Annotated in this window: 15 protein-coding genes and 1 pseudogene; 2 read left to right on the forward strand and 14 right to left on the reverse strand. The window is 34.0% G+C overall.

Annotation, left to right across the window (positions count from 1 at the left end):
* Positions 1–274: UPF0236 family transposase-like protein (locus CAAU_RS11830; protein ID WP_192811222.1), on the forward strand; the 274-nt coding region annotated here is incomplete at its 5' end.
* 148 nt (positions 275–422) lie between these two features.
* Here CAAU_RS11830 and CAAU_RS11835 read toward each other — a convergent pair.
* The 14 genes and pseudogenes from CAAU_RS11835 to CAAU_RS11900 form a co-directional block, all read right to left on the reverse strand.
* Complete coding sequence (locus tag CAAU_RS11835) at positions 423–707, reverse strand: DUF192 domain-containing protein (protein ID WP_008909674.1); 285 nt, start codon at positions 705–707, stop codon at positions 423–425.
* 4 nt (positions 708–711) lie between these two features.
* On the reverse strand, positions 712–1,617 hold the full coding sequence (locus CAAU_RS11840; protein WP_008909675.1) for a type II secretion system F family protein: 906 nt from the start codon (positions 1,615–1,617) through the stop codon (positions 712–714).
* A gap of 12 nt (positions 1,618–1,629) precedes the next feature.
* Entirely contained in the window at positions 1,630–2,562 is a 933-nt protein-coding gene (locus tag CAAU_RS11845) for a type II secretion system F family protein (protein ID WP_008909676.1), read from the reverse strand.
* A gap of 12 nt (positions 2,563–2,574) precedes the next feature.
* Positions 2,575–3,897, reverse strand: coding sequence for a TadA family conjugal transfer-associated ATPase (locus tag CAAU_RS11850; protein WP_008909677.1), 1,323 nt, complete (start codon positions 3,895–3,897; stop codon positions 2,575–2,577).
* A gap of 18 nt (positions 3,898–3,915) precedes the next feature.
* Entirely contained in the window at positions 3,916–5,037 is a 1,122-nt protein-coding gene (locus tag CAAU_RS11855; protein ID WP_008909678.1) for a response regulator, read from the reverse strand.
* Between the two features lie 4 nt (positions 5,038–5,041).
* Complete coding sequence (gene cpaB / locus CAAU_RS11860; protein ID WP_008909679.1) at positions 5,042–5,950, reverse strand: Flp pilus assembly protein CpaB; 909 nt, start codon at positions 5,948–5,950, stop codon at positions 5,042–5,044.
* Between the two features lie 10 nt (positions 5,951–5,960).
* Positions 5,961–6,845: a pilus assembly protein TadG-related protein gene (locus CAAU_RS11865; RefSeq protein WP_008909680.1), complete on the reverse strand. Its 885-nt coding sequence runs from the start codon at positions 6,843–6,845 to the stop codon at positions 5,961–5,963.
* A gap of 9 nt (positions 6,846–6,854) precedes the next feature.
* Complete coding sequence (locus CAAU_RS11870; RefSeq protein ID WP_008909681.1) at positions 6,855–7,232, reverse strand: TadE/TadG family type IV pilus assembly protein; 378 nt, start codon at positions 7,230–7,232, stop codon at positions 6,855–6,857.
* 74 nt (positions 7,233–7,306) lie between these two features.
* Complete coding sequence (locus tag CAAU_RS11875) at positions 7,307–7,495, reverse strand: Flp family type IVb pilin (RefSeq protein ID WP_008909682.1); 189 nt, start codon at positions 7,493–7,495, stop codon at positions 7,307–7,309.
* Positions 7,496–7,606: 111 nt separating this feature from the next.
* On the reverse strand, positions 7,607–8,263 hold the full coding sequence (locus CAAU_RS11880) for a response regulator (RefSeq protein WP_008909683.1): 657 nt from the start codon (positions 8,261–8,263) through the stop codon (positions 7,607–7,609).
* Positions 8,247–8,951 (reverse strand): sensor histidine kinase, encoded by a 705-nt coding sequence (locus tag CAAU_RS11885; RefSeq protein WP_423219156.1) that lies wholly within the window; start codon positions 8,949–8,951, stop codon positions 8,247–8,249. The genes CAAU_RS11880 and CAAU_RS11885 overlap by 17 nt, the downstream gene beginning before the upstream one ends.
* 75 nt (positions 8,952–9,026) lie before the next feature.
* Positions 9,027–9,463 (reverse strand): annotated as a pseudogene (locus tag CAAU_RS15265) (hypothetical protein); the annotation flags it as partial.
* Positions 9,464–9,572: 109 nt separating this feature from the next.
* Positions 9,573–11,555 (reverse strand): methyl-accepting chemotaxis protein, encoded by a 1,983-nt coding sequence (locus tag CAAU_RS11895; protein ID WP_008909686.1) that lies wholly within the window; start codon positions 11,553–11,555, stop codon positions 9,573–9,575.
* A 127-nt stretch (positions 11,556–11,682) separates the two neighbouring features.
* Positions 11,683–12,603 (reverse strand): putative bifunctional diguanylate cyclase/phosphodiesterase, encoded by a 921-nt coding sequence (locus CAAU_RS11900; protein WP_083852889.1) that lies wholly within the window; start codon positions 12,601–12,603, stop codon positions 11,683–11,685.
* Between the two features lie 107 nt (positions 12,604–12,710).
* Here CAAU_RS11900 and CAAU_RS11905 point away from each other — a divergent pair.
* The coding region (locus CAAU_RS11905; protein WP_040306623.1) for a UPF0236 family transposase-like protein at positions 12,711–13,030 on the forward strand (320 nt) is incomplete at its 3' end.

Raw genomic sequence — 13,030 nt, forward strand, 5'->3', positions numbered from 1 at the left:
AAGCAGCAGGCCATTAGGATGGAGCAAGGAAGGATTAAAGATAATGGCAAAGCTAAGGGTATTTAGCAAGAATGGAGGAAATTTAAGGGAAATAAGTGTGTTTAAGGAAGATGAAAAAGCCTTCAAGGTAAGTAAGAAGAAAATAAAAGAAGCGATAAGAAAGATAAATAAATCTTCACGTGAAGTTATGAATAATATAACGATATTGAACATAGGGAAAGTAACGCCAATTTACAGGATATTAAAATCAATAAAATATGAAAATATAATTTAAGTTTTTTAAATTTAACAAACGCCTTGAAACTAGCTAATTTAAGGGGTTGTCTATAAAAATTAACCTACAATATCTTGACACTATCTTCATAGTTAAAACAAGCATCATTTTTATTGGTAAAATGTAGAAATGTCAAAAAGTCAAAATGTCAAGTGGCAGGCACTTCTAATACATATTTTACACCCTTCATTGGGGGGAGTATCTTCCATGGAGTTAGGTTTTTTATCTTTTTAATGACATTCATATTTTCATCTAAAAGGTATACGTCAATGTTAAAAAACATAAAAAAGGTATGGATGCTGTTACAGGGCTTTAAAAGTATTGCCTCATGATGGGGTTTTTTTCTAAACATATAACCTGTTAATCTTTTAAAGAATGTATCGGCAATATAAGCCTCAACAACTTTACCTTCTATATAAATCTTTTCCTTCATAACATCACCTTGTAAACATTTCTATAGCCTTTATTATTGCAGGGCCTAAAAGTATGATAAATATCGTTGGGAAGATAAAAAAAACTAAAGGGAAAAGCATCTTTATCGGAACCTTCATGGCCTTTTCCTTTGCCATTTGTTTTCTTCTTTCCCTTAGGTTTTGACTCTCTATCCTTAAAACCTTTCCAAGGCTAACTCCAAGTTCATCCGCTTGAATTAGAGATGTCACAAACATGGAAAGCTCCCTTACTTCATTTCTATCGCTCATATTTTTAAGGGCAATTTTCCTTGGAATTCCCATCCTAATCTCCTTTAACGTCTTTGCAAACTCATCACTAAGATCCCCCTTTATGATGGTTATAACCCTTGCGATGGCACCATCGAAGGATAATCCCGCCTCTACGCTTACGGTAATTAAATCTAAAATATAGGGAAGGTCCTTTAATATTCTTTTTTTTCTTACTTGTATCTTTGAGGATAAATTGACATTAAAGATTGCATTAGTTAAAATTGCTATCAAGAGGGAAATAAATATAGATTTTACTTTGTTTTCTTGAATAAATGAAAACATCAAATATGAAAGTAAAAAGGCAATCAATACTGATGTATATTTTACAAAAAACCACCTTTCGGGGGTAAAATCCTTAGGATATCCTGCCCTTTCAAGCTTTTTGGCTATTGTAACAAGCTTATAGGATGGAGTTAATTTACTTAAGAGCCTATTTATCATGTCATATATAGGCTTTATAACCCTTTGGCTAAAAGTTAAAAGCTCTTTATCTTCTACAATTCTACCCTCTAAATCCCTTAACCTTTTTTGAATAACTATTTTGTCCTGATATGAATAATATAGAATGGAATAAATAAATGTAAAGCAGGATATGAAAAACAATAAAATTAAAAAAAACATATCACCATCTCCCTAAAGGTCTATGTTTATTATTTTTCGTATTATAAAAAGTCCAATAATTTGGCTTATTACCCCAAACATAACCATAGCCATTCCTATCTTTGTCGTGAAAAGGAGCATTATATACTCCCTATTAAAGGAATAAATTATCATCGCAAGAAATATAGGCATCAGGGATATTATAAGCCCTGTAAGTTTGCCCTGGGCAGTTAAAGCATTTAGTTCATTTTTTAATTTTTGCCTTTCCCTTATGGTTTCTGCTATATTATCAAGTATTTCGGATAAATTCCCTCCAACATCCTTTTGTATTAAAAGGGCATTGATGAATAGTTTTAAATCCTCCGAATCAACCCTGTTTTGAAGATCCAAAAAGGCTTCTTCTTCGGTTTTCCCAAGGCTTATCTCCTTTAAAAGTCTATTAAATTCCTTTGAAATAGGCTCCATCATCTCGTCCTTTACAACTGCAATGGACTGCATTAGGGAATATCCTGCCTTTAGGGAGTTTGAAATCAAAGTTATCGCCTCTACAAGCTGAAGGTCAAACTCTTTTAACCTGTCCTTTTTCTTTTTAAGTATTATGATATCTGGAATATAAAAGGCAATAACCATTAAAAAGGAGGAAATTAAAAGATCCCTTGAAACTGCATATATAAATAAAGTAACAAGGGCTGATATTAATATTTTAATTACATAGACCTCCTCCAAAGTTAAAGGAATATCGGATTTTATAATATTTTCTTCTAGTTGAGTTTTTTTTCCTTTTTTCTTTGGAATAAATTTTGCAAGAAACTTAATAAGGCTCTCTTTTCTTATTTCTTCATCCTTTATTTGTTTCTGATTATCCTCCATTTCCTTTAACCTTTCAATTGGTTTTTCCTTACCTTGGAAAACTAAAAATATAGCCAATACTAAGAAGAATACTGAAAAAAATATAAGAATTATCATACTCCCACCCCATCATGAAAATATGTCCGTCGGAACAGCAATACCTTTTTCCTTTAATTTCTGCATAAACTTTGGAATAACTCCTGTAAATACAAAATCTCCCTTTACCTTTCCTTTGCTGTCAACACCCCTTTGTTCAAACCTGAATATATCCTGAAGGACTATTACATCGCCCTCCATACCCTGCACCTCTGTAATGTGGGTTATTTTTCTACTTCCATCTAATAGTCTTGCCTGCTGAATTATAAGGTCTATTGCAGAAGCTATCTGATCCCTTATAGCCTTAACAGGAAGATTCATCCCTGACATCAAAACCATCGTCTCAAGCCTTGAGAGCATATCCCTTGGGGAATTGGCATGGCCGGTAGTCAAGGAACCATCGTGCCCTGTGTTCATGGCCTGAAGCATATCAAGGGCCTCACCGGAACGCACCTCACCAACAACAATTCTATCCGGCCTCATTCTAAGGCTGTTCTTCACAAGATCCCTTATTGTAACCTCCCCTTTCCCCTCAAGGTTTGCCGGTCTTGTTTCAAGCCTTACAACATGATCCTGTGAAAGTTGAAGCTCTGCTGCATCCTCTATGGTTATTATTCTTTCATCGTTTGGAATGAAGGAGGATAAAACGTTTAAGGTTGTAGTTTTTCCACTTCCCGTTCCACCGGAGACTATAATGTTAAGTCGTCCTTGAACGCAGCACTTTAAAAACTCCGCCATCTTGGCATTTAGCGTTCCAAAATTAATTAGGTCTTCTATTGTAAAGGGATCCTCGGAAAATTTTCTTATGGTAATTGCAGGACCATCTATCGCAAGGGGAGGAATTATCGCATTGACTCTTGAACCATTAGGAAGTCTTGCATCCACCATTGGTGAGGATTCATCTATCCTTCTTCCTAAAGGCGACACTATCTTTTTTATAACATGCATAACATGATCATCGTTTTTAAACTTCGCATCGGTAAGAAGGAGCTTACCATTCCTTTCAACATAAATTTTATTAGGACCGTTAACCATTATCTCGCTAATACTTGGATCCTTTAAAAAGGATGTTATTGGCCCAAATCCTATTATCTCATCTAAAAGCTCCTCCTTTATCTTTTTCCTTTGGGCATTTGTTAAATTTAGTGATTCCTCTTCAATATTTTTATCGATTATAGAGATTATTTTTTCTTTAAGTTTTTCGTTTTCATCAGAAATCTCATTAAAATCTATATCCAACTCCTCAATAACTTTATTTTGAATCTTAGTTTTTAGCTCTATATAAGGGTCCATCTCCCTTTCTTTTTTTGTCTGCTTTTTATCGCTAATTCCCTCAAGTCTTTTTACAAGGCTCATGGTCACACCCCCAGTCCACTAAATCTCAATGGACTTTGTTATATCCTCAAGGGATTTTAATATTTTGGATTTTTTATATTTGGGATTTGATGCTATAGGCTGTCCTTTATTTATAGAGATAATAACCGCTTCCTCATCATCTTCTACGACTTTAAAAAAGTTTTCCTTAAAGGTCTCTTCAATATCCCTTAAGCTTACACCATATTTAGTGTTAAATCTGTTTATTATAAGCTTTACTTTTTTGCTATCGTATCCTAAGGATTTCATAACATTAAGCCCTGTCTTTGCGTTTTTTAATGAGGCAATATCCATATTTGATGTGAAGAATATATAATCTGCGCTATCTAATACAAACAATGTATTATCTGAAAAGTTAACCCCTGTGTCTATAATTAAAAGGTCATAGTGTTTCTTTAAAACATCCAAAAGCCTTTCTATGCTTTCTTTGCCTATAAATTCTGCCTCCTCCGGGCTTTTTGGTGCAAACAAAACATCCAAGTTTTCATTAAAGGAATATAAATATTGTTTTATGCTGCTAAAAGACTCTAAATCATCGTTTATGGCTTCCATTATCGTCTTATAATTTAATCCATTAATTAAAACAGCAATATCTCCGAATTGAAGATCTAAATCTAAAAGAAGGACTTTTTTCCCTTGACTAAAAAGGACTGCAAGGTTAGTTGCTAAAGTGGTTTTCCCAACTCCCCCCTTGGTGCTAAAGAGGGTAATTATCTTTGCGTTTTTTTCTTTTTCTATCATCTTATTTAAGTCTTTGTATCTTTCATAGGTTGCCTTTATGGTTTCTATTAACTGCTCGTAGTTAAAGGGCTTTATAATATATTCCTTTGCACCATAGAACATAGCCTTTCTTAGATATTCGCTCTCTCCCTGAACCGACATTATTATAACTATTATATTTGGATATTCCCTTGTGATCCTTTCGGTAGCCTCAAGACCATTTATTATAGGCATATTGATATCCATAAGGATGACATCGGGTTTTACCTTTGGAATAAGTTTTAAAACTTCTTCTCCATTCTGTGCCTCCCCAACAACTAAAAATCCATCCTCCATATCTAATATCTTTTTTATAACTTCCCTTGTCTCCTTTATATCATCGGCAATTAAAATCCTTATCATCCTATCACTCCTTTACAGGAAGCAAAACCTTTATCTTCATTCCTGGTTCAATTAAATTTTCGTTTTTTATTCCATTGACCTGCTTTAAAAGGATATAATTATCCGGAGTTCCATAGAATTTTCTGCTGATATTCCTTAATGTATCTCCCTTTTTAACTGTATAAATAATCGTCTTATAGATTATGCTGCTTGTGCTGTTTAAAAGGTTATCCTCAACGGCTCCCTTTGAATTTATCCTATCCCCACTATTGATAGGTCTTAGGGCAAGCTCTATAATTCCAACTCCTTCTGCAAGGACCAATTTTTCTACATCATCATTTGGGATAGATAATGTAACAAAAAAGCTCTGGGGAACCTTTCCGTCATCCTTTGTTTTTGTTTCATCTTGGGTATTTCTGTCAATTGCCAAAACCTCAACATCCTGAATTATAGTTTTTGTGATGCTGGGCCTTGTTTTATCGTTATCCATCTTTTCCTTTAAAAATACTAAAATATCCACCCTATCCCCAGGCTTTAAAAGGTAACTAACACCGGTATCCCCTGTAACGCTTACAGAAACTGCTCTATGGTTTTGGGGAAGCTTAAAACTTAGGCTTGAACTGTCTTTGTCTATAAGCTTATCAAATATAAAGGGTTCATTTTTATAAATAGTGACCTTGGCAAAGCGGCCTATTAAGCTTTTCTTATCCCTTACATAATTTGAAAAGGCATCAGAATATTCAACTTCTACTTCCTTTATCATCTTATCTTCTATAGGAGTTCCCCTTGAAATGTTTTCAGCTGCAACTAAAATTTTTATCTTTTTAACCTTTTCCTTATCCTTTGGGGAGTTTATATAGTAATAAATTCCTATTGTGGACATTAAGGATATGATAAAGGAGATTAAAATAAGCCTTTTAATGGATCCTTTCATAACAACACCTCTATCTTATAAGTTTTGCAGCATAAAGGCCTGTATCTTCTAAAGTAAAATCTATCTCCCCGCTTCTTACGTATCTTATAAATCTTCCAGTAACTTCAGCCTTTCCACTTCTTTTTTCAACATCCTCAACAAAAAACTCAGCAAACCCAACAACCAAAACCTTTTTTCTTCCCTCTACCTCTAAAGTGTTAACTAAAGGCAGTGTCCATAGCCTTCTTGAATCCCTATTAAAATTTTGAAAAGTATAGGAGTCCGCATTGATATAATTTCTTATATCATCAACGACCCCAGCCATGTTACCAGGTTCTGTATCTATAAGGTCCCCTACGCTAATTTTCCCGTTATATCCATACAGTGCATTTATTCTAAAGACGTTGGCCCCAAATCCTCCGAGGGCAACAACGCCATAGTTTCCATGGTATCCGTCTCCTGCATCCTCCTTTAATGTCACCCTATCCCCGTAGGAAAAATCATAGGCTACAACCGCAAAGGGCCTTAAGCCCCCCTTAACGCTTTTTACGGGGCCTATGGCAGCCCTTGTTTTTGCATAAACTTTTGTCCCTTTAAGGCCGATTGCCTTTGCAAAAAAGTATTTAACATCTAAATCGCCTTCTATTTCAACCTGTTTGTTATCATCGCTTATACTTATAGTAGTTCTACTTGGATCAATTCCGTTTTTCTCTAAGTATTCATAAGCAATTTCGCTTGCCTTTGAAGGATTTTCCGGAAGTTCAAGGCATGCCGAGAGGGCAGCAGCATCAAGGGCATTTGAAAGCTTAACCTTATTTATATAAACATTTCCTATATCCAGAGCAAGGGCGGTAAAGCCTAATAAAGCAGTAAAGGCAACTACCAAGATAATCGCTGCATTTCCCTTTCTTTTCATTCCCATCACCTACTCTACCCTCATAGATGTTTTTGCCCTTAGCCTTATGCTGTCACCTAAAAGATTACTTATTACAGGCATTAAAATATCATAATCATACTCAACCTGGACGGTTAAAGTATCCCCTGGCTTTCTTGATCCTTCATTAGGATTTATATTTACATTGATCCTATTGATATCAAGGTTAGAAGCAGCAGTATAAACGGAATCTAAGATATCCTCATCCGTCCCGCCAACTATTCCTATCCTTGCACCTTCCCTTGAAGCAGATTGAATAACTATATATGAATTCATCAAAAGTCCAAATTCTATGATTCCAAAAATTATTAAAACCAAAATAGGAAGTATAATTGCAAATTCCACAAGGGATTGTCCCTTTTTTTTCATCTCCATCACCAACTTTAATTTAAGCTATGGACAAAGAAAGTAGATATGCCTTTGCATATCTACTTTCTTTAGAATTATTGTCCGCCTCCAAGCTCTCCTGCAATTTGGTTGAATATATTTCTTATATTTCCGCCAAGTAGCGTTAGTGCAACTATAACAACCACAGCAACCAATGCGATTATGAGCCCGTATTCTACCATGCCTTGTCCTTTTTGCTTCTTAAGATTTAGATTCATCATAAAACCTAAAAGGTTTCTTAGCATATATATAACCCCCTTTTAATTTTTTCTGATGTCCTTCGCCTTTTCTTAATACTATTGTATTCTGTCAAAAAAAAATGAAATAGAAACAAAAGGCACAAAAAAATAGGGACTTTAGTCCCTAAAATATTCCTCTATATGATTTTCTATTGCAATTATTGCAGCCTGAACTCTGTCCCTAACGTCAAGCTTTGAAAATATATTTGTGGTATAGTTTTTAACAGTTTTTTCAGAAAGAAAAAGCCTTTCACCTATCTCCTTATTGGATAAACCTTGGGATATAAGATAAAGTATCTCCCTTTCCCTTTTGGTAAGGGAATCTAAAATATTAGTTCTCTTTCCTTTTGATTTGATGTCCTCAAAGAGAATTGACATTAAGGATTTGTCTATATAGTTTTCTCCGGAATAAACCCTTCTTATGGCTTCTACTATTTCACTTCCCGCAGAATCCTTTAAAATATACCCATCAGCACCTATTTCTATTGCCTTTTTTATTATGGTATTTTGATTTTCAACGGTAAGAAGTATAACTCTCACATTGTTAAAATCCTTCTTTACAATCTTTAAAACATCAATTCCATTTATTATGGGCATATTAATGTCTAAAAGCAAAACATCCACAGCCTTTGATTTTAAAATATCCAAAACCTCCCTGCCATCCCTTGCTTCCCCAACAACCTCTATGTCCTCTTCAAAGCTTATAATCCTTTCAAGTCCCCTTCTTATAAGTTCATGATCATCGGCAATTAATACCTTAATTTTCTCCCTCATCCTTCAACACCTTCCTGTTTACAGGGAGCTTTATTTTAAACGTTGTCCCTATTCCCCTTTTGGACTCTATATGAATATCCCCCTGAAGTTGTTTAACCCTTTCCATTATTCCTAAAAGACCAAAGGATTCCCCTCGTTTTTTTACCTCATCTAAGGTTTTTTCAACATCAAATCCTATTCCATCATCATTAACTACAAGCATTAGATATTTTAAACCATAGTCCAATTTTATCTCTACGTTTTTAGCCTTTGAATGTTTTTTAACATTGTTTAATATTTCCTGGACTATTCTAAAAACAGCAACCTGAATTATTGGCTCAATCTCGTCCTTTACGGGTTTTAATTTTAAATTAATTATTAAATCATGATCCTGGGTTATAGATTTTACAAGCTCATGAATAGTTTGATTTAATCCAAGGTCATCTAAGGACATAGGCCTTAAATCAAATATTATATCCCTAACCTCCTTAAGGGCCCTTTTCAGTATTTCCTTCAATTCAAAAAGCTCCTTTAATCCTTCATCTATATTTTTTTCAATTATCCTTTTGCAAAAGTCAACCCTCATTACTGCATTTGCAATATACTGGGCTGGACCATCGTGGATATCCCTTGCTATTCTTTTTCTTTCATTTTCTTGAGCCTCTAAAATCTTTATTCCAAGGAGCATCTCCGATTCTACATTATCCATCCCAAGGGCAGGCAATATGTCTCCTTCTAAATATTTTAGAGCAACGTTAATTTGATGAATTACCCTCTCGGCATTTTTTATGTTTTCTGCCAATTTTTTTAGCTGTATCTCTAAGTGGTCCCTTTTTCCCTTAACATTTTTTCTTCGTTTTTCTTTTCAGTTAATTTTATTCTAACTTCATAGGCCTCATCATAGGCCTTTTTTATATCCTCTTCAGTATACTTAAAAAAATCCCTCGAAACCTCAGCAAGTCTAATTCTTAGCTTTTTATCCAGTTTTTCTAACCTGTCTACCTCATCTATAACATTTAATATCCTATTTTTAATGCTTGCTATTTCAAGCATAAGATTTTCCTCTTCTTTTCTTATCCCGTCTATTATATCAAATATCTGTTCCCTGCTTAAATTTATGTTTTCTATTATTTTATTTATAATATCGTTGATTTGTGCTATGTCTAGCCTTTTAATCATAAAATCCCCCCTATTGGGTAAAAACACAAAGCTTTTATTCATATCTTAAACAATTTCTTATATTTTATTATATTTCTAATTTGATAACATCTCAACCAAATTTATCCCAACTTAAAAGGGAAGCAATTTAGCTTCCCTTTTAAGTTTTACTTTATTCAACTTTATACACATCAACCATTTTAGATAAATCAGAAGCTAGAGAACTTAGATGCTCAGCTGTTGCTGCAACCTCCTGTGAGGATGCTGAAAGTTCCTCTGAAGATGCTGCAACCTCTTCAGCTGCTGCTGAGTTTTCTTCCGTTACTGCACTAACAGCTTCTACCTTTGATAGTATCTCATCCTTTGACTTCACTACTTCATCCATTCCTCTATGCACCATTTCCATTAGCGGAACTATTCCTTCTACAGATTCTAATATCTCTCCAAAGGCACCTACAGTGTTCTCTACTGCTTTGGTCTGAGATTTTATAAAATTTTCTACGCTGCTGGAGGTCTTTATTACATCCTCCGTATCCTTTTGTATTGAGCTTACAAGTTCTGCTATTTCGCTGGTTGATTTTTTAGATTCCTCTGCAAGCTTTCTAACTTCATCCGCAACTACTGCAAAACCTCTTCCTGCCTCCCCTGCCCTTGCTGCCTCTATTGCAGCATTTAATGCTAATAAGTTAGTTTGTTCTGATATGGATGTTATTACGCTTGTTATATTGCTTATTTCCTTTACTGAGCTTGTTAGATTGTTAACCTTTGCTACAACTAACTCAAAGGCATTTCTTATATCATCTATTGACTTTATTAATTTGTCCATCTCTTCTTTTCCTGCACTTGCTTTATTACTTGTATTTCCAGCCTCATCCTTGACCTTCTGTAACTGTTGGTAGGCTCCTTCTATGCTATTAGTAAGGTTAATCATAAGGCTTACTATTTCCTGTAAATCATTTGCCTGGGAGGAGGAACCTTCTGCTATCTGCTGCATCGTCTTTGCAACTTCCTGTGAACTTGAGGCCATCTCCTCAGATGTAGCTGATAAGTTTTCCGATTGTCCCAATACCTCCTCAACGCTAACCTTTATCTTCTTTATCATTTCCCTTTGGGCCTTTATCATATTTTTAAAGCTTTCCTGTATCCTTCCTACTTCGTCGCTGCTTGTAACCTCAACATCTATTGCCATATCACCCTTCTCTGCCCTTTTCATAAGGTGCATAATATTTATTAAAGGATTTGAGATTCTGTTGGCAAAAGCTAAGCCTAAAATAGCAGTTAATGCTGCCATTATAGCTAGTATTATTGCTGTTTGGGTAAGACTATTATTAAATTCCTTTGCATATTCACTTTGATTCATTGTCGCAATGGCAATCCAATTGGTGAGTTTTGAATGGGAAAATCCCATTATCTTATCTTCACCGTTAAAATTATATTTTAAATTACCATTTTTCATTTGAACAACCTTTTTACCAAAATCATATTTTTCAGCGATATTTACAAAGAGCATTTCCTTTTTAGGATGGGCAATTACTACTCCGTTATCTAAAATCAAGGTTGTATATCCTGTTTCTCCAACCTTCGTCTTTAACATATTTTTTATTATAGTATCTATGCTTATATCCGCTGCAACAACAGCTGTTTTTCCATCGGAAAGCTTAAAGGCCTTTGCAACAGTTATAACCACGTCTTTACTTGCTGCATCCTCATAGGGATCAGTTATAACTGCCCTCCCAAAGGAATTTACGGCATCTTTATACCATGGTCTTGATGTAGGATCATATCCTTCTGGAAGCTGAATTTTAGGATATATAAGCATTTCCTTATCACTATTTCCTACATATAAAGCTATTACATTTTCATCAGATTGTTGAAGATTTTGAAGGATATTCAAGAGCTTTGCATTGTCCCTTCTATAAACATCAGGACTTTTAATAACGGAATCAATTTGACCTATAATTCTCTCAATAAAAGTATCAATATATGCAATCTTTTCATCAGAAATTTGTTTTGTTAAATTATTTACTTTGCTTTCTACCAATGCTTTACTTCTAAATAAAGTAATTGATGTCGTTATTATTGCTGGGATAACCGATATTAAAATAAAGATTGATATTAGTTTTTGCCTTAACATCATCCTCTTAAAAAAATTCATACTAATCATGCTCCCCTTTAATTTTAATATGATTAAAATATTTTTTAAATTTCATATTTTATTTATCGACTCTTTGTCCTATGTCTTTAGTATTTTCCGACAAAATAGGATAGGAAATATTCCTATCCTATTCCAAAAATTTACTTTCAATTTCTTCTGATGGGACAGGCTTGCTAAAAACATATCCTTGAATAAAGTCACATCCTATTTCTTTTAATAAATCCCTTTGAACCTTAGTTTCTATTCCCTCTGCCACTACTTTAAGATTCAGGCTCTTTACAAAGGAGATCAGGTTCTTTACTATTAAAGCATCATGAGTTAAAAATCTATCGCTAAGGCTTTTATCTAATTTTACTTTATCAACAGGAAGATAAGTCAAATAATTTATCGAAGAATATCCCGTCCCAAAATCATCTAAAACTATTTTAACGCCTATATCCTTTAGCTGTCTTAATGTATTTATTACATCATCATGGTTTTCCAGCATTATATTTTCAGTTATTTCAAGTTCTATATAAAAAGGTTCAATATTAAATTCCTCAAGCATACCCTCTACCTTTTTGGGAAAGGATTTATCTTTAATTTGAGCAGGCGAGACGTTTATTGCAATAGGCTTTAATTTGTATCCCTTTTCCTTCCACCCTTTAAGCTGCATCAATGACTCTTTAATAACCCATTCTCCAATTAGAACTATAAGGTTCGTATCCTCTGCAATGGGGATAAACTTAGCAGGGGATATGTTATGATTTCTTAATCTTAAAAGTGCTTCAAAGGAAACAACTTCATAGCTTTTAGCATCAATAATAGGTTGATAATATAAAACAAAACCATCGTTGTTTATAGAATCTCTTAATATCTCTTCAATCTCCATTCTTTCCTTAAGCCTATCAATCATTTCATTGTTAAAAAATATATATTTATTTTTACCAGAACTTTTCGCCCCGTATAAAGCAACATCTGCCTTCATTAATAAATCATCTAAACTTAGGCCGTCTATGGGATATAATGCAATGCCTGCGCTGGCTGTAATGTTGACTCCTTTTAGCATAGTGTAAAATTATTGTAGGACGAAAAAGGACAAAAAATTTAAAAGAGACAACCCCTGTGGTAAAATAAAAAGTGGAAAAAACACAAATCAATAAGGGGGTGTCTCTTTTGAATAATATTATACAACATGATATTATACAACAACATTTAATAAATTTCACTACTAAATTAATAAAAAATGTAGAAGAAATGCTGTCAAAAGAATGGGATTTTACAAAACTTGTTGAGGTAGTTAAAGAATCGACTGATGAACTTGGAAGGAATATAATAAAAGACTTTTTAGAAGAATTAGATAAAGCGATTAAAGAAGATGATAAGAGAAAAAAGGAATGGATAGTTGAAAGAAAAGACAAGAAAAGTATTATTACGCTCCTAGGAGGAATAGAATATTCAAGAACATACTACAAATCAAGAAAGAGACGGAGAAT

The organism is Caloramator australicus RC3, assembly GCF_000297115.1.
Lineage (GTDB): Bacteria > Bacillota > Clostridia > Clostridiales > Caloramatoraceae > Caloramator > Caloramator australicus.